Here is a 16,945-nt window from a genome sequence, read left to right as displayed (position 1 = left end):
ATGACGATCCGCACCCTGCTCGCCCGCACATCCTTCATCCTCTCAACCCTGGCGGCCATGGCAGTTCTGCTGCTGCTGCTGTCGGCCCTGGTCGCCAATGTGGTCTATGCCGCCGACACCACCGCCAGTGCCGCGACGGCTGCCGTCGGCCCGGTGATCGAGAGCGTGCTCGGTGCGATCGGCGTGATCGCCGGCGGCTATGCGGTGCGGCTGATCAACCGTGCGGTCGTCTGGCTGGGGCTGGAGCAGGACGCCCGAGTGCGGGCGTACCTGGAAGACGCCACCCTGTCGGCGATCGATTATGCGACCCAGCTGCTGGGCGCCGCCATCACCACACCCGAGGGTAAAACCCAGGCCGTCGAAGTGGCCGTCAACTACTTGAGGCGGAGGGTGCCCGATGCCCTCTCGCGGTTTGACCTCGCTGGCGCGGACGGCGCGGCGGACCTCTGGGATTACGTCACCGCCCGCCTCCCCGGGAGGTCCACCAATGGCTGACGACGCCGACATCGCAGCCGACCGGGCGGCGCAGGCGGCGGCCGACGCGCTCGCCCGCCACCTCCGCCGCCCGCGGCCTGTGGGGCGGCCGACCTGCCGGGTCTGCGGGGATGCGATCCCCGCTGAGCGGCGCGCAGCGCTGCCTTGGGCGCGGACCTGCATCGACTGCGCCAAGGCAGAGGAAAGGGAGAGGCGATGCCGGAGTGGCTGAAGGACATCGTGCCGGCCCTCGGTATCGTCGTCATGGCGACGGGCACGCTCGTGGTGCCCGTGCTGTCATGGGTGGTGCGGCGCGGGCTCGTCTCTCAAGACGACCTGCGCGAGACGCTGGTCCCCGTCCAGGCCGGTCTGTCGGATCTCGCCGGCCGGCTTCAGCGGATCGAAGGTGAGGTGCGGCACATGCCGGCCGCCGACGATATCGCGGAGCTTGCCGAGCGGACGCAGCGCCTTGAAGCCGACATCCGCCACCTGCCCACCGTCGAGGATGTCGCCGCCCTCCGCGAGGCCTTGGCCCGCCTGGAGGGCGGTATCGCGACGGTGGGCGAGGAGCAGCGCCGTCAAGGCCGCGCCATCGAGCGGGTCGAGGAGTACATCATCAGGAGGCTCGAAGCGAAATGAGCGACCATGACCTCTCGGACCGGATGGACCCCGCCGCCGGCCGGCGACTTTCGATCCTGCGGATCCTGGTCGAACAGGAAGGCGCGGCCAATGAATCCGTCATCGGCGCGAACCTCTGGGCTCTGAAGTATCGCGGCATGTCCTCGGCGCCAGATACGGTGCGAGAGGACATTGAACACCTCCGCGAAGCCGGACTGGTCAAGACGGACTGGTATCGCGGCATGGTGCTCGGCGCCGAAATCACCCCCCGCGGCCGCCTCTACCTGCGTCGGCAGGTGCCGGCGGTGCCGGGCGTGGCATACCCCCTGATCGGCGACTGATCCCATGGCGCGCCCGAGCAAGGTGGACCGGCTGCCGCCCGAGATCCTGGACGCGATCCGGGGTCTGCGCCAGCGCGGGCACACGATCGACGAGATCCGCTCTCACCTCGACGGCCTGGGCGTGACCGATGTCAGCCGCAGTGGGCTGGGGGTCTACATCAAACGTCTCGACGAGCTTCGCGCGCGGACGATGCAGGCGCGGAGCGTGGCGGAGGCGGTGGTCGACCGTCTCGGCGACGACGCCGATGACGATGTCATGAATCGCGCCTCGATCGAGCTTCTGCAGGGGCTGATTTTGAAGGTGTCGCTGGCGGGCGCTGGCGATGGTGCCACCCTCGACCCTAAAGAGCTGATGATGCTGTCATCGGCGATTAAGAACGCGGCCAGCGCGAGGAAGGTGGACGCGGACCGCGTGCTCCAGGCGGAGAAGCGGGCGGCCGACAAGGCGCGGCGCGAGGCCGCCGAAGCCGCGGCTGCGACCGCCAAGTCGGCCGGCGCCTCCGCCGATCTGATCGCCAAGCTCACCCGGGCCGTGCTCAAGGTCGACGTATGAGTAGCGCCGACCTGCTGCTGAAATACCAGCGTCGCTTGCTTGAGACGGTCAGTACGCATGCCTTGACCGTCGTTGAGAAGTCGCGACGCATTGGAGCGACCTGGGCTCTAGCCTTCCTGGCGGTCCTCACTTCGGCGGCCAGCAAGGCGGCGGGCGGATCGAACGTCTATTATCTGGGCACCAGCTTGGAAATGGCGCGAGAGTTCATCCAGGCCTGTGCGGACTGGGCGGCAGGCATCAATGAGATCGCCGGCGAGGCGGAAGAGTTCATCTTTGAAGACCTCTTGCCAAGTGGCGAAACGCGGTCAATGCAGGCCCTGCGCATCCGTATGGCATCCGGCTATGTGATCGAGGCCCTGCCGTCAACGCCCCGTGCACTGCGCGGCCGGCAGGGGCTGGTGCTGATCGATGAAGCTGCCTTTGTCACCGACCTTGAAGAAATCCTCAAAGCAGCGCTGGCCCTCACCATGTGGGGCGGTCGGGTGGTGGTGCTCAGCACTCATGATGGTGCTGACAACCCGTTCGCGGCGTTGGTTGAGGACGTGCGGGCCGGCCGCGTCACGGGCGCCGGACTGGTGCGGATTACCTTTGATGACGCGGTTGGCGATGGTCTCTACGAGCGTATCAAGTTCACCGGTCGCCATGGCGGCCGGACAAAGGACGAGTGGATCACACTCATACGCGGGATCTACCGCGATAACGCAGACGAGGAACTTGACGTCATCCCACGGACCGGAGGTGGCGCCTACTTCAAGGCGTCGCTGCTTGCTCAGGTCCGGGATCCTCAGATCCCGGTAATTCGGTGGACGGCGCCGGCCGACCTGCTGGCCGCCGGCTCGACTGGCATGGTTGCCGTGGTAGACGACTGGATTGAGGACGTGCTTGCCGCGGTCATTGACGCCATGCCGGTCCCCGCGCGATCTGTGCTCGGCACGGACTTCGGACGCACCGTCGACGCCACGTGCATCTGGGCGCTCGCCGAAGTGGCGAATCAGTGGATCACGCCCTTCGTTGTTGAACTCCGGAACGTGCCGTTCAAGGCTCAGGAACGCATCCTGGTGTGGCTCGGTAAGCGCCTGGGCCGTCTACATCACATGGCCCTTGATGCAACTGGCAATGGTGCCGCACTTGCGGAGGCCATGACGCTGGAATTCGGCGGCCGCCGAGTGTCGGAAATCAAGCTGTCGACGGAGTGGTATCGGGAACATATGCCCCGGTGCAAAGCGGCAATGGAAGATGGCGACCTGCCGGTACCGGCGGACCCGGATGTCGAGGCGGATTACCGCGCGATCGAACTTATCCGCGGGGTGCCACAGGTGGGCAGCCGCCGCAGCAAGGGCCGAGACGGCCTGCCACGGCACGGCGATACCGTGATCGCCGCCGCGCTGGCGATCTTCGCGCGCGATCAGCGGGGCGGCCCCTCGGGTCCGATTGGATCTCTTGAGGACGGCGATGTCGACCACCAGGATGAGCGTGCGGTGATCAGCGACTATGTCGGCGCCCTGTCCGGCACTCTCGACGACTACCGGAGGATGTGATGCCCGAGAAACCGACACCCGGAGAGATTGCCGGCATCGCGTCCGATCCGTGGATGCCCGCTTATACAGGCCTCCTCACCCCCCAGGATGACGTCATCGCGCGTCGCGGCGGCCCACAGGGTGCCGCCCTGTATGACGAGGTGAGGCGCGATCCCGAGGCCTTCACAGTCCTTTCAAAGCGCACCATGGCGGTGATCGAAAGGGAGTGGCGGGTGGATCCGGCGAGCGACCGCCGCGCAGACAAGCGGGCGGCCGAGGTCGTGCGCGCCCAGCTCGACGAGATCGGTCTGGACCGGCTCACCAAGGGGCTGCTCGGCGCTATCCTGAAGGGGTACGCCGTCGCCGAGGTGATGTGGGAGCATCGCGACGGCCTCTGGATTGCTGCCGCGGCCAAGACGCGGAACCAGCGGCGGTTCAGGTTTGATGCGTCGGGTAACCTGCGCTTGCTGACCCGAGGTTCGATGCTGGCCGGGATCGAGGTGCCGGCCAGGAAGATGGTGGTACACCGCTACACCATCCACGATCACGATGATGATCTGTATGGCTGCGGCATCGGGTCGGTGATCTATTGGCCGGCGCTGTTCAAGCGGCAGGTGCTGGCCGCTTGGCTTCAAAGCAATGAGCGGCACTCGGACCCGACCACTTGGGCGCAGTACAGCGGCCAGTATGACCAGTCACGCCAGAAGGAAATCCTTGATCATCTGCGCAATCTGGGCCGCAACGGCAAGATTGTGACCCCGGACGATATCTCGATCGCTTATCTCCAGGCGGCGTCATCTGGTGGCAGCTATCGTGAACTATCCGAGTATCTCGACCAGATGCTTACCAAGGCGGTCCTGGGCGAGACGTTGAGCACATCGGCCGGCGACAACGGGTCGCGGGCGCTCGGCGAGGTCCACAACGACGTCCGCCTCGCACTCGCGAAGGCCGATGCGGACCTTGTCTGCGACACCATCAACCGAACTCTCGTGCGCTGGATTATCGAGGTGAACGCGCTGCCGATCGCGGCCGGCTACCCGAAGCTCTGGCGCGACTTCTCAGAGCCGGATGACCTCGACAAGCTGTCCGAGCGCGACGAACGGCTCGATCGCATGGGCTACCGCGCCCCGGTGAAGTACATCAACGATACCTACGGCGGTGACCGGGTCGATATCAAGGCCACCCCGCCCGCCGATGCCCCGGCGTCGGCCGAAGCCGCTCCCGACCCGTCCTTTGCCGAGGCCGTCGGCGTCCCGGTCGACCGCGTGCCCGACGTGCTCGCGTCGCGTGCCCTGGCCGAGACCGCGCCCGCCCGCGCCCGATTGATCGACCGTCTCCGTGAGATCTGGATGTCGGCCGGGTCCTATGATGAGCTGATCCAGCTGCTGCTCCAGGCGTCGCCGGACCTGGACGTGTCGGATGTCGCGTCGGTGCTCGCTGACGCGCTGGCGGCGGCTGATGTGATCGGCAGGTCGGAGGTGACGACGGATGGCGATTGAGGCGGTGGATGTACCGTTCCCGGAAGCGATCGAACACCACAGGGCGAAGGTGTCGATCCCCACGGAGGCCTGGACTGACCTCTATGGAGCAGCTCATGCGAGAGCATTCACTGTCGCGGGCGCCTCACGCGATGCCTTGCTCGGCGATCTGCGGGTCGCCGTCGAGAAGGCAATCACCAAAGGCACCAGCTTCAAGGAGTTCCAGCGGGATTTCGATGATCTCGTCGACCGGCACGGCTGGTCGCATACGGGCACCCGCGAATGGCGCGCCCGGTTGATCTACCAGACCAACATTCAGACGGCCTATCAGGCCGGCCAGTGGGCGCAGATCATGGATCCGGACATCGTCCGCATGCGGCCGCATCTGCGGTATCGGCATTCGGGGTCCAAGCATCCACGACCGGAACATCTGAGCTGGAACAACCTCGTCCTGCCGCGGGATGATCCGTTCTGGAAAACCCACTACCCGCCCAATGGGTGGGGCTGTGGCTGTTGGGTGGAGCCGATCACGGATCGTCAGCTGGCCAGACTCGAAGCCGATCCGAAGAACCAGGTCAAGCGTGAAGCGCCCCAGGACGGTACGTACACCTGGACCGACCCTCGCACCGGCGACCGCCGCGAGATCCCGCGCGGGATCGATCCTGGGTGGGATTACAACGTCGGCGAGGCCAGTCAGGGGATCGTACCCCCTGAACTGGCCCAGCCGCTGCCTGACTACGGCGAGCCGTCGACGCTGCCCGATCTGCCGCCGCTGCCGCCGATCAGGCCGGTAGACCCAGCCCGATTGCTGCCCGAAGGGCTGTCGGAAGACGAGTATGTCGATCGGTTTTTGGCTGAATTCGGCGCCTCGCAGCGCCTTGGGCGCGAGCATCGCGACCCGTCCGGCGGGGTGATCCTGATCGACCGTGAGCTGTTCGTGCAGCGGGACCAGGCCGGTCAAGAGGTGGCCCTGAAGGCGACCAAGCGCGGTCGCGAGCGCTATCTGCTGCTGCTGGCAGACGCGATCCGGGATCCGGACGAGATCTGGGTGGACTGGGCCGGCGCCGCGTCCGGCACGCCGGCCCTGCGGCGGACCTATCTGCGCCGCGCCGGGCTGCCCGACGGGCGAGAGCTGTTCGCCTATTTCAGCTGGGCAGCCCGGGGCTGGGAAGGCGTCACCGCCTATGACACCAAGGGCAGCTATCTGGCCCGCCAGCGACGCGGGGCGCTGCTCTACCGCCGTCCGGATCTGCCGGACGAAACCGATCCGCCGACAGAGTAAGGGCGGATCCGGCCGACCGGACCCGCCCGCATCGCGCGACCTACCGAGGGCGTCGGCGCCTCAGCCGCCCGACAGGGTGATGATGGTGGCGCCGCCCCGAAACCGCAAGAGGTGCCCCCATGGCCGGTGCCGGCCTTACGACAGTCGACAATCTGACCGGTCCCCTCCAGGCCCTGGCGCGCGGGCTGACCCATCCTGCTGATCTGATCGCCAATCTCGGCGCAGCCCTCGTCGCGTCCACGAAGGACCGGTTCCTGACCGAGACGGCGCCGGATGGCAGCGCGTGGGAAGCGCTCAATCCGCTCTATGCCAAGGGCAAGAAAGGCCCTGGTATCCTCCGGGAGGGGGGCGCCATGGGCGGCCTGATGTCGACGATCGTCTGGCAGGCCGACGGCGACAGGCGGCTGGAGGTCGGTACGAACCGCATCTATGCCGCCGCTCATCAGTTCGGGGCGATCATCGTCCCCAAGACGGCCGCGCAGCTGGTGTTCGAAATGGCTGGCCGGCTGTTCGCGGCGGACATCGTCGTCATCCCCGCCCGCCCTTATCTCGGGCTGTCTCAGGAAGACGCCGAGGACATGCTCGATCTGGCGGCCGACTACGTGCAAGGGTTACTCACCCGGTGATCAGCTGCACCAGAGCCAGGGCTTCGCGCCGCACTGACGGGACAGCCAACATCGGGTCGCGCCGCTCGATCGCGACGGCCAGCGAGACGCGCTCGATCGCGAGCACGTGCATGGGGCGCAGCGTGGTCTTGCCGGCTTCCAGGTCTATGATGGCATTGCGGCTGACGCCCATCCTGGCGCCCAGGTCGGCCTGCGTGAGACCCAGCTGGTCACGGGTGATCTTGAACTCGTCGCGGGTCATCTTGCGCTCTCCGAAGGGGTATGGCACGGTTTCGGGGAGCGGTGCCGAGAGCCACCTCGGCACCGCCCTCCGGGTTACAAGCGGATGATGATGGTCAGGGTGACCGTCAGCCGCTTGGTCCGGACCTTGAGGGTGAGCTTCATCTCTTTTTCCTCTCGGTCCATGTCAGGCACCATTGCCTGACAAGACCTATAATGCAAGGAAACCGTGCATCCGTCAATGCGGAAGTGCGGTTTCTTTGCATTTTTAGGCCCGCGCGGATACCCCCCCCCGAAGCGGCCAGCGGGCCGGCATGGCGCCCAATATCTTGCGGATATGCCCAATACGCCGCCCAGACCATCCAAGGAAGCTGATCTTGGCTTCTGGAGTCCGTTCGGAGTCTGCTGACGAGATCGCGCTGTATGGGGCCTCTAGGCGGCGCGGAGCGACGGCGACGGCGGTATGACATCTGTCAGCCTGACCCGAGCGGTGCGGGGGCGTCAAAATCGGCCCCATGAAACCGATCGAAGTGTTGAGCCTGGGATCCCACCACCCCGCGTCCGGGGGGCCTCCCCTGACCTTTGGGCCACGGGAGCTGGATGAGATCGCCAGCTCGTATGACCCCAAGCTCCACCGCGCGCCGATCGTGATCGGCCATCCGCGGACCGACGATCCGGCCTGGGGCTGGATTGCGGCGGTCCGTGTGGAGGGTGGCCGGCTGGTCGCGGTTCCGGAGGCGGTGGATCCCGAGTTCGCCGACTTGGTTCGGGCCGAGCGCTACGCAAAGGTCTCCGTGCGCCTGTATCCGCCGGACGCCCCGAGCAATCCGACGCCCGGGCGATGGCACCTCCGGCATGTGGGATTCCTGGGCGCGACGCCCCCGGCGGTCAAAGGCCTGCGGCCGATCGAGTTCGGCGACGCGGCAGACTGCATCGACATCGAGCTGTCCGAAGGCGCGGCACCCATCCGCGCAACCGGCCGCGGGCTGGAGATTGTGACCCGCACGCTGCGGCGGGTCAGGGACTGGCTGACGGAGACGCAGGGCGCGGAGGCGGCAGATCGGATCATCTCGGCCGCTGAACTCGCGGCCGCCGATCAAGAGGCCCGCGATGCAGCGGGCTATCACCCCCTGCCGGCCGAGGACCAGGCGCCCGGGCCGGCATTCGCGGAGCCGTCCCGGGCGCCGAAATCGGAAGAGGAACGCATGACCGCCACCACCACACCCGCGCCGACGGGGGGCGACCGCGAGGCGGACCTCGCGCGCAGGGAGCAGGAAATCGCCGCCCGCGAGGCGGCGCAGATCCAGCGCGAGCGCGACGCGGCCGAGGCGCTGCGGCGCCAGCGGATCGCCGATGATCGGATGGCTGTCGCCCAGGCCGTCGAGGCGGGGCGGCTGCCCAGGAGCCTTCAGGCGCGCGCTGAGGCGGTGTTCGCTGAGCTGGCGACCGCTGACGGATCTGTCGAATTCGCCGAGGGCGGGGAGGTCGTTAAGACTTCCGCCCGGCAGGCGCTGCGCGACCTGATCGCCAGCCTGCCGCTGCCTGTCCACACCGGCGAGATCGCGGCCCCCGACGCCGATGGCCCGAGCTTCGCCGAGCAGACCGACGCCACCGCCGTGGCGGCCATGATCGAAGACCTGATCGCCACCGAACGGGCGCGCGGCCGCATCCTGTCGCACGCCGATGCCGTGGCGCAGCTGCGCCGGCGGGGGGGTGCCTGATGTCGAATGCGAAGGTCATCAAGGCCTGCGTCGCCGCCGTCAATCTGACGCACGGCCGGGCCGTCAAGTACGGGGCCGCCGACGGCACGGTCACGATCGCGGGCGCCGGCGATCGCGGGATCGGCGTCACCGACTGCCCCGGCGGCGTCACCGCCGGTGAACCGGTCGACGTGGTGCTGAGCGGCATCACCGACATGGTGATCGGCGACGGACCGGGCGGCGCGGGCACCACCTCGGCCGCCGGGATGCCGCTGCGCGCCCTGGCCGGCGGCGCCCTGGGGCAGACGCCTTCCACGGCCGACACCTCGTACTGGACCGTCGGCTACCCGACCGTCACCGCGTCGCCCGGCGACATCGTGCCCGGCATGGTGATGCCTGGGCGCGTGACCTTCTAAGGAGCAGAGCAGTGGCCGGAGAGCCGTTCCCGATTTCGCCCGTGCTGACGGGCATTTCGCTCGCCTATTCCAACGGCGCCTACATCGCCGACAATGTCATGCCGCGCCTGCCGCCGCACGACAAGAGCGTCTACCTCTACCACCAGTTCGGGTTCGATCAGCTGATCACGGTCCCGGACACGACGGTCGGGCGCAAATCAGCGCCGACCGAAGTGGAATTCCGCGCGGAGGAGCGGACCAGCCAGACGAAGCGGTATGGCCTGGACGATCCGGTGCCGCTGACGGACAGCCGAGATGCGCCCGACGGCTACGACCCGGTGGATTTCGCGGTCACGGGGCTCACCGAGCTGATCCTGCTCGACCGTGAGGTGCGGGTGGCGTCGATCGTGCAGTCGGCTTCGTCCTACGCTGCGTCGCAGGTGGAGACGCTGACCGGGTCCGATAAGTGGTCCGACCCGACGTCGGATCCGCTCGGGCAGATTGCCGACGCACTGGACGTGCCGCCTCTGCGTCCGAACGTGATGACGCTCGGCGCTCGGGATTGGTCCGTGCTGCGGCGGCATCCGGCCCTTGTGTCCGCGATCAATCGATCGAGCGGCGACAAGGGGCGGGTGACGAGGCGGGAAGCCGCCGATCTGATCGAGGTCGACAGGATCGAAGTCGGGGCGGCATGGGTGAATGCCGCCCGCCCCGGACAGCCCTCGCAACGGGTGCGCGTCTGGGGCGGCCACGCCTCGCTGACCTATCAGGCCCCGAACATCGGCAGCAAGCGCATCGTGACCTGGGGATGGACCGCCCAGACGAAAGCGCCCGGCAGCGCCAGTGCGCGGTTCGCCGGATCGAAGCTGGACGACAGCATCGGCATGTACGGCGGCACCCGCGTGCGCGTCGGCGAAGAGGTCGAGGAACGCGTGGTCGCGCCCGACCTGGGGTACCTGTTCCGGGAGATCCTGTGATGGTCGCGATCGCCCTCACGAAGACCTGCCTGCGTCACGACGGCGTTCGCCACGGCGTCGGCGAGACCGTCGACGTCCCCGACGATGTCGCCGCCTCGCTGATCAGCCAGGGGCTGGCGGGGCTCGCGATGGCCGCGCCCACCCCGACAGGCGAGGGCGGAGGTGGCTCCACCGTCAGTCCGTCGCCCTCTTCGCCGCCCCCGCCGCCCCCGACGAAGAAGCCGACAAAACCGGCAGAGGGCGCCTGATGTACGCCGGGCTCGACGACCTGATCGCCCGTGCCGGCGAAGCAGAGATCCGGCAGATCGCCGATCGCGACCGCGACGGCACCCCGGACCCCGAGGTGATCACCGCCGCCATCGCCGACGCGGCTGAGACGATCGACGGCTATCTGCGGGGTCGCTATCTGACCCCGCTGTCGGATCCGCCGCCGGCGATGGTGCGCGGCTGGGCGGTTTCGATCGCCCGGCATCGGTTGCACCGCAATGGGCCCCCTGAACACGTGATCGCCGACTACCGCGACGCGCTCAAGCAGTTGGGCGACGCATCGGCCGGGCGCCTGGTCCTGGCCGGGGTGGACGGGGTGGCGGCGCCGGTGGCTGATGCCGCGGGCGGGGTGCACGCGGCCTCGGATGCGCCCGTGTTCAGCCGGCCGGGCGCGATGGACGGCTGGCTGTGATCGCGGCGACGCGCGCCATCGCTGATCGGCTGCGGGCGGTGGCGATGCCGCCCCTCGTGTCGGTCGCCGGGGCCGCCGAACTGGAGGCGGTGCGCGATGGCACTGCTCCCGAGAGCGGCGCTTGCTACGTGATCCCCTGGAGCGAGGAGCCGCGGCCGTCGCGGACGCTGGGGGCGCACTGGCAGCCCGTCTCCATCTCAGTGCTGACGGCCGTGTGCATCCGCACATATGAGGATGGCACGGGTGAGGCCTACCTCGCCGAGGCAGAGACGGTCCTCGGCGCCCTGAAGACGGCGCTGGCCGGGTGGACGCCGGACCCGGCCGACCTCCTGCCCATCGACTACGGAGGCACCCGCGCCAGCCAGCTGGCTGGTGTCGGGACGTACTGGCTGGTGTCGGCGTGGTCAACCAGCCGGCAGCTTTTCAACTGACAGAGGCATCTGATGCCAGCGACGACCGAATGGCCGTGGCCCGAGAAGGGCGGCAGCTACATCCGAGACAAGACGACCGGCAAGCTGACGCGGCGGGCGCCCGCCGAGACGGCGCCGGCTGAGACGTCTGCGACGGCCCCTGAGCCGCCGGCGCCGGCGCCGACGCAGACGAAGGGGAAGGGGAAGAGCGATGGCGTGGGGTAAATGGCGATACAAATTCGTCTCTTGTAAGAGCGAGGCGACATACGGGACCAATGCCGCCCCGTCTTACGCGACCGACGTGGTCTATGCCGAGAACGTCAGTCTCCAGCCGGCCGCGAGCGAAACCGTCGAGCGCCGGGTGGATATCGGCCGGGCCAGCCACACCGTCACGCATCAGGTGCGCCGGCGGGCGGTGCTGACCATGGACATCCCCATGACGACCAGCGGCGTCGCCGGCACCCCGCCCGCCTACGGCCACATCCTTCAGGCGTGCGGTATGGCCGAGACGATCGTGGCCGGGGAGACCGTCACCTACACGCCCGTCGATGCTGAGCCCGCATCGGTCACTCTGATCGTCCGTATCGACGGAATGTCGCAGACCATCCGCGGCTGTCGGGGGACGTGGACGATCCGCGGGACGATCCCGGGCCCGCTGTATATGCAGGTCGTGCTCACGGGTCTCTATGAGGACCCGACGCCGGGTGCCGTGCCGGTCGGCATGCCCACGGTTACCCGTGGCAAAGTGAACATGCTGTCGGAGCCGCTGACGAGCGTCACGCTCGCGGCCGCGGACCTGTCCGCGACCGCGTTTGAAATCGCGCTCGGGAATGCGGTCAACCCGACCGAAACGGCCTCCGTCCGGGAGGTGCGTATCGTCGCTCGGGATCCGTCGGGAACGATCACCACCGAGGCCGATCTCGCCGCGGTCAACCATTTCGCGATCGCCAGCGCCGAGACCGAGCAGACGCTCACGATCACGCACGGCACCGGCGCCGACCGTATCGTGATCGGCTCGGCGGCTGCAAAGCTGGGCGAAATCACCCCCGCAGAGGTCAACAGCGCCACGGGCCTCCAGATCCCGCTCACGATGCGGTCCACCACCACCGCGCCGGACCTGTCGATCACCTTCGGCACCGCGGCCTGATTGCCCCGCCACCCGCCCCGATTAGTTCCTAAGGGAGTCATAATGCTCAAGATCAGCCTGACCGATCAGCCGACGTTCACCGCCACGGTGGAGGTCCGGTTCGATGTCGTCCACCGGTTCAAGGTCACGTTCAGCGTCCTCGACGATGAGACCATGAATGCGATCACCCGGCAGCACGGCCAGCCCGATCCGGATGCCGCCTGGATCGCGGAGGGGGATAAGCAGCTGCTGCGGCAGGCCTGGATCGGCTGGGACGACATCGTGGATCTCGATCGGCAGCCCATCCCGTTCTCGGACAGCGCACGGGAGCGCCTGATGTCGATCATCCCGATCCGCGTGGCTGTCATCACGGCTTACTATGACAACCTCGCAGGCGCCCGCCGAAAAAACTGACAGAGGCCGTCCGTGCGTCATCAGAGGTACGGACGGCACCGTCTCGGGCCGACCTCGACGAGCTGGCCGCGGACGCGGAGGCCTTCGGGGTCGATCTCGGCGCCCTCGCCCGCGATCCCGACCACACCACGATCCAGCTCTGGCCCGTCAATGTCCCGGCCTGGACGCTCTGGACCCGGGTTCAGACCCAGTGGCGGCGTGCGGGGATGACCGGCGCCATCACCGGCCTCGACTACAGCGCCGTCGCCCGCGTCGCCGACGTGCTCGGCACGCCGCTCACCCAGGATCTCCTTGAGGATATCGCCGCCTGCGAAGCGGTCGCCCTCGACATCGCCCGCCGCCGTGAGGATGAGGCCCGCGCCCGTGGCTGATCTGCGTACAAAGCTCACAGTCGATCTGGACACCGGCCGCGCATCAATCGCGGCCGGTGAACTGCGCCAGGATATCGTCGAGCTGGGGCAGGCGTCGGCCGCCACGGGGCAGCAGATCGGTCGTCAGGGGGCGCAGACCGAGGCGGCGACGCAGGCGGTGCGCGCCGCAGCCGCCGCGGCCAAGGCGGCCGCCCGGTCCCAACTGGATCTTGCCGCCGCCGAACAGCAGTCGGCCACGGCCGCGGCCCGATCTGCGGCGGCCAGGGGCGGTGCCGAGCGGGCGACCGACGCGCGTCAGCAGCGGGCCCTCGCGGCCGCTGTCGCCGGCACCACGGCAGCGCTGGCCGATCAGGCGGCGCAGATGGCGGCCAGCGCCCAGTCGGCGGCCCTGGCCGCGGCCGGCTACGCTGACCTGACTGCCCAGATGCGGGCGGCCGCGGGGGCGGCGCGCGCGGTCAATCGCTCCGGCGGCACCGCCGGCACCGCCGGCACCGGTGGTGAAGCGGGCGGCGGGCAGTCGATGTCGCGCCAGCAGCGCACCATGACCGCCGCTCTCGGGGGTGCTTCGGCGGCGCTCGACACCAACGCCGCCGCCTTCGGCCGGGCGATGGCGGCGGCCGATGCGGCGGCCCTGTCCTACATCGACGTCAGCGACGCGATCTACAGCGTCACGCGGGCGGCGCGAGCGCTGGCGGCGGAGACGCAGGGCGCCATCGCGACGGCCGCGGCCGAGGCGCGGGCGCATCAGGCGACGACGGCGGTGATCGTCCAGGGCGCGCAGGCCCGGATGGCCGCCGCCGGCGCGGCCGCCCGCGCGGCGGCCGCGCTGGAAACCAACACTGCCGCCCTCGATCGGGCGGCCGCGGCCGAGCGCGACGCCACGGCGGCCCTGCGACAGGCGGCCCAGGGGCGGGTGACGGCGGCGGCGACCGCGGCCCGGGCGGCGGCGGCCAATGACAACGTGTCTCGCAGTTCCACGGGCGCAGCCCGCGCGCTGGGCGATCAGGCGCGGCAGGCACAGGGCCTGGGGGCGGTATCCGGTGCGACCACGGCCGTGCTCGCAGGCCTGCGCGGGCAGCTCCTCGGTCTGGCGTCGGTGGCCGGGCTCACCGTCGCGGCGCGGCAGGTGGTGACCTATGCCGACACCTGGACCAACGTCGCCGGCCGGCTCTCGCTGGTGACGCAGGGGTCGGCGGCTCTGGCGGCGGCGCAGTCGGACCTGTTTCAGATCGCGCAGCAGACGCGCAGCTCCTTTGAGGGGACGGCCAACCTCTACGCGACGCTGGCGCGGCAGGCTCAGACATTGGGCGCCAGCTATACGGATTTGCTGCTATCCACGACGGCGATATCGCAGGCTTTTGCGGTGAGCGGCGCTTCGGCGACGTCTTTCCAGGCCGCCCTCGTCCAGCTCGGCCAGGGACTGGGCAGCGGCACGCTCCGAGGCGAGGAGCTGAACAGCGTCCTCGAACAGGCGCCGAGGCTGGCACAAGCCATCGCAGATGGCATGGGTGTGGCGCTCGGCGAATTGCGCGGTCTCGCCGATCAGGGTCGGCTCACGAGCAAGGTCGTGTTCGACGCGGTCGTCGGGCAGGCGGCGAAGATCCAGGATGAATTTGCGCGCCTGAAGCCCACCATCGCCGGCGCCTTTGGCGTGCTATCGAACGCTGCCCTCAAATGGGTGGGTGAAGCCGATCAGGCGCGTGGCGCCTCGGCCGGCGTCGCTGCCGCGATCATGGGCCTCGCCGACAACATCGACACCGCCGCGGCCGTCGCCGGCGGGGCCGGCGGGGTGATCGCGGCCACGCTGATCGGCCGGGGGCTGGGGCCGATGGCGGCGGCGGCCGGCGCCGCGGCCGCCCGCATGGTCGAACTCCGGCAGGCGGTCGCTGCCGGCACCGCCACCGATATCCAGTCGTCGGCCGCGCTCCAGGCCCGCGCGCGCCACGTGCTCGCCCTCGCCGAGGCCGAGCGGGTGGCGACTGCGCAGGCGCTGGCGACGTCCCAGGCCGGCCTCGCGCAGGCGCAGGTGATGCGGGCGGCTGCCGTCGGCGGGGACGAGCGGGCAGCCGCCATGGTCCGGCTGCGTGATGCCACGGCCGACGTCGCTGCGGCGGCCACGGCCCACGCGGCCGCGAGCGCGCGCGCTGAAGGCGCCCAGGTCGCCCTGGCCACGGCGATGCAGACCACCGCCCTCCGCGCCCGCGCGGCGGCGGCCGGCATGGCTCTCGTCAATGCGGCCGGCGGACCGGTCGGCATCGCCATCACCCTGCTGACCGTCGGCGTCGGCTACCTCGCGACCAGGACCACCGAGGCTGACCGCGCCACAGAGGCCTGGACCGACCGGATCGCCGCGGCCGATAAGGCAATGCGGAGCCTCAATGAGGGCGGGTCCAAACGGGCGGGGCAGCTTCAGACCGAGCGCGACAACATCAGGGCCGCCGCTGAGGCTGAGGTGGCTCTGGCCGAGGCCCGGCTGGCGGCGGCGCAGGCGCGGCTCTCGGTGTCGACGCGGGCGGATATGGGGCCCGGCGGTATTGGCGCGGGGCTGCGGGATCTGCTCGGATTTTCGGCGGCGGCTGAACAGGCGGAGGCGGTGAAGGTCGCGCGCCGGGAGCTGTCGCGCCTCAAGGCCACGATCGGCGACTACACCGGCGAGGTCGGCGGGGCTGCGGGCTGGACCGGGACCATGCGGCGCGAGATCAAGTCGCTGGCGGACGTGACTGCGACCGCCCTCAAGCCCATGGGCGAACTGCTGACCAAGACCCGCGACCTCCAGGCGCAGCGCTCCGCCTTCGCAGGGGGCGGCGACGCGGCTCTGCGACAGGTGCAGGCGGCGCAGGAGGCCCGCGACCTGCTGGCCGAGGCGGCCAAGGACCAGACGCCGGGTGCGCGTGCCCAGCTGGACTATCTGATCGAGCAGGCCCGGGCGCTGGGTGTTGCGGGCAAGGACGCCCAGGAAGTCCTCACCAATCTCGGGCTCGCGGCCCGGACGGCTGAACAGGGGCTGGCATCTGATCAGCGGCTCCGCCAGATCCAGGCGGAGCTGCAGGGCGCGAAAGAGGTGGCAGCCGCCGCCAAGGTCTCGGCGGCTGCCGAACGCGAGGCTGACCTCCGGGCGCGGGCGCGGGTCGAAGCCCTGGGGCAGGTGGGCCGAAGCGAAGAGGAAATCTACAAGAGCCTCAAGGACCAGGCCGACGCCACGCGCGACGCGGAGGAGGCCCGCCGCGGCCGACAGACTGCTCAAGAGCTGGAGCTGGCCCAGCGAGAGGCCGGTCTCGCCGGCGCGACGGCGCGGGCGAGGGAACGGGCCCTCGCGCTCGCCCGGGTGGATATCGACCTCCGTGAACGGGGCGTCGACCTCACCAGCGCGACCGCCGCGGCCGAGCGGGCCCGGGCGGTGGCGGCCCTCGACGCGCAGGCGGCGATCGAGGATGCCGGCGCGCTTCGGGCCGCGCAGGACCGGGTCAAGGCGCTGGACGTCGAGATCGCAACGATCGGCAAAGGGTCGGCGGCTCGTGAACAGGCGATGGCCGTGTATGAGGCCGAACAGTCCCTGCGCGAACGGGGGATCGCCCTCACCAGCCGTCAGGCGGCGGCGGAGATCGATCTGGCGCGGCAGGCGGCCCAGCGGGCGGCGCAGCTCAAGGCGGGCGATGATGCGGCCGCCATGGACGCGCAGGCGGCGGCGGCCGAGCGGATGACGGTCGCGATCACCGCCGGCGGCGATGCAGTTCGGGCGGCCGCCCGGGACGAGTACGCACGGGC

The 16,945-nt window shown here is 69.5% G+C and carries 20 protein-coding genes; 19 read left to right on the top strand and 1 reads right to left on the bottom strand.

The window, feature by feature from the left end; translation table 11 throughout:
• The 9 genes from CMO28_RS02065 to CMO28_RS02030 all read left to right on the top strand — a co-directional run bounded on the left by CMO28_RS02065 (position 1) and on the right by CMO28_RS02030 (position 6,889).
• A complete protein-coding gene (locus CMO28_RS02065) occupies positions 1 to 495 on the top strand; it encodes a hypothetical protein (protein ID WP_296708823.1) in 495 nt (164 codons plus the stop codon).
• Complete coding sequence (locus CMO28_RS29845) at positions 398 to 706, top strand: TraR/DksA C4-type zinc finger protein (protein WP_322111282.1); 309 nt, start codon at positions 398 to 400, stop codon at positions 704 to 706. The genes CMO28_RS02065 and CMO28_RS29845 overlap by 98 nt, the downstream gene beginning before the upstream one ends.
• The gene (locus CMO28_RS02060) at positions 691 to 1,113 is read left to right on the top strand and encodes a hypothetical protein (protein ID WP_296708821.1); all 423 of its coding nucleotides are present in this window, start codon (positions 691 to 693) and stop codon (positions 1,111 to 1,113) included. Before CMO28_RS29845 ends, CMO28_RS02060 begins: the two co-directional genes overlap by 16 nt.
• Positions 1,110 to 1,433 carry a hypothetical protein gene (locus CMO28_RS02055; RefSeq protein ID WP_296708819.1) on the top strand — a complete coding sequence of 108 codons (324 nt, stop codon included), beginning with the start codon at positions 1,110 to 1,112 and terminating at the stop codon, positions 1,431 to 1,433. Before CMO28_RS02060 ends, CMO28_RS02055 begins: the two co-directional genes overlap by 4 nt.
• 4 nt (positions 1,434 to 1,437) lie before the next feature.
• Positions 1,438 to 1,986, top strand: coding sequence for a phage protein Gp27 family protein (locus tag CMO28_RS02050; protein ID WP_296708816.1), 549 nt, complete (start codon positions 1,438 to 1,440; stop codon positions 1,984 to 1,986).
• A complete protein-coding gene (locus CMO28_RS02045; protein ID WP_296708814.1) occupies positions 1,983 to 3,524 on the top strand; it encodes a terminase large subunit domain-containing protein in 1,542 nt (513 codons plus the stop codon). Before CMO28_RS02050 ends, CMO28_RS02045 begins: the two co-directional genes overlap by 4 nt.
• Entirely contained in the window at positions 3,524 to 5,002 is a 1,479-nt protein-coding gene (locus tag CMO28_RS02040; protein WP_296708811.1) for a DUF935 domain-containing protein, read from the top strand. Before CMO28_RS02045 ends, CMO28_RS02040 begins: the two co-directional genes overlap by 1 nt.
• The gene (locus tag CMO28_RS02035; protein ID WP_296708808.1) at positions 4,992 to 6,263 is read left to right on the top strand and encodes a PBECR2 nuclease fold domain-containing protein; all 1,272 of its coding nucleotides are present in this window, start codon (positions 4,992 to 4,994) and stop codon (positions 6,261 to 6,263) included. The genes CMO28_RS02040 and CMO28_RS02035 overlap by 11 nt, the downstream gene beginning before the upstream one ends.
• A gap of 119 nt (positions 6,264 to 6,382) precedes the next feature.
• Positions 6,383 to 6,889: a phage virion morphogenesis protein gene (locus CMO28_RS02030; protein WP_296708806.1), complete on the top strand. Its 507-nt coding sequence runs from the start codon at positions 6,383 to 6,385 to the stop codon at positions 6,887 to 6,889.
• Here the strand turns inward: CMO28_RS02030 and CMO28_RS02025 are convergent.
• Positions 6,879 to 7,130 carry a helix-turn-helix domain-containing protein gene (locus tag CMO28_RS02025; protein WP_296708801.1) on the bottom strand — a complete coding sequence of 84 codons (252 nt, stop codon included), beginning with the start codon at positions 7,128 to 7,130 and terminating at the stop codon, positions 6,879 to 6,881. The two genes, CMO28_RS02030 and CMO28_RS02025, sit on opposite strands and share 11 nt — an antisense overlap.
• Before the next feature lie 493 nt (positions 7,131 to 7,623).
• On the opposite strand from CMO28_RS02025, the gene CMO28_RS02020 reads away from it, so the two are divergent.
• The 10 genes from CMO28_RS02020 to CMO28_RS01975 form a co-directional block, all read left to right on the top strand.
• On the top strand, positions 7,624 to 8,829 hold the full coding sequence (locus CMO28_RS02020; protein WP_296708799.1) for a hypothetical protein: 1,206 nt from the start codon (positions 7,624 to 7,626) through the stop codon (positions 8,827 to 8,829).
• Positions 8,829 to 9,224 (top strand): hypothetical protein, encoded by a 396-nt coding sequence (locus tag CMO28_RS02015; RefSeq protein ID WP_296708797.1) that lies wholly within the window; start codon positions 8,829 to 8,831, stop codon positions 9,222 to 9,224. The genes CMO28_RS02020 and CMO28_RS02015 overlap by 1 nt, the downstream gene beginning before the upstream one ends.
• A gap of 11 nt (positions 9,225 to 9,235) precedes the next feature.
• Positions 9,236 to 10,180: a phage capsid protein gene (locus CMO28_RS02010; RefSeq protein WP_296708794.1), complete on the top strand. Its 945-nt coding sequence runs from the start codon at positions 9,236 to 9,238 to the stop codon at positions 10,178 to 10,180.
• Positions 10,180 to 10,428, top strand: coding sequence for a hypothetical protein (locus tag CMO28_RS02005; RefSeq protein WP_296708791.1), 249 nt, complete (start codon positions 10,180 to 10,182; stop codon positions 10,426 to 10,428). Before CMO28_RS02010 ends, CMO28_RS02005 begins: the two co-directional genes overlap by 1 nt.
• On the top strand, positions 10,428 to 10,859 hold the full coding sequence (locus tag CMO28_RS02000) for a gp436 family protein (RefSeq protein ID WP_296708788.1): 432 nt from the start codon (positions 10,428 to 10,430) through the stop codon (positions 10,857 to 10,859). The genes CMO28_RS02005 and CMO28_RS02000 overlap by 1 nt, the downstream gene beginning before the upstream one ends.
• Positions 10,856 to 11,290, top strand: a complete 435-nt coding sequence (locus CMO28_RS01995) for a hypothetical protein (protein ID WP_296708785.1) — start codon at positions 10,856 to 10,858, stop codon at positions 11,288 to 11,290. The genes CMO28_RS02000 and CMO28_RS01995 overlap by 4 nt, the downstream gene beginning before the upstream one ends.
• A gap of 190 nt (positions 11,291 to 11,480) precedes the next feature.
• On the top strand, positions 11,481 to 12,416 hold the full coding sequence (locus CMO28_RS01990; protein ID WP_296708781.1) for a hypothetical protein: 936 nt from the start codon (positions 11,481 to 11,483) through the stop codon (positions 12,414 to 12,416).
• A 42-nt stretch (positions 12,417 to 12,458) separates the two neighbouring features.
• Positions 12,459 to 12,809: a phage tail assembly chaperone gene (locus tag CMO28_RS01985; RefSeq protein WP_296708778.1), complete on the top strand. Its 351-nt coding sequence runs from the start codon at positions 12,459 to 12,461 to the stop codon at positions 12,807 to 12,809.
• Positions 12,806 to 13,180, top strand: a complete 375-nt coding sequence (locus CMO28_RS01980) for a DUF1799 domain-containing protein (RefSeq protein ID WP_322111285.1) — start codon at positions 12,806 to 12,808, stop codon at positions 13,178 to 13,180. Before CMO28_RS01985 ends, CMO28_RS01980 begins: the two co-directional genes overlap by 4 nt.
• On the top strand, positions 13,173 to 16,945 hold a 3,773-nt coding region (locus tag CMO28_RS01975; protein WP_296708776.1), incomplete at its 3' end, for a tape measure protein. The genes CMO28_RS01980 and CMO28_RS01975, both read left to right, overlap by 8 nt.

This window comes from Tistrella sp., from assembly GCF_002684955.1.
Classification (GTDB): domain Bacteria; phylum Pseudomonadota; class Alphaproteobacteria; order Tistrellales; family Tistrellaceae; genus Tistrella; species Tistrella mobilis.
This window is presented reverse-complemented; position numbering and strand designations above follow the sequence as displayed.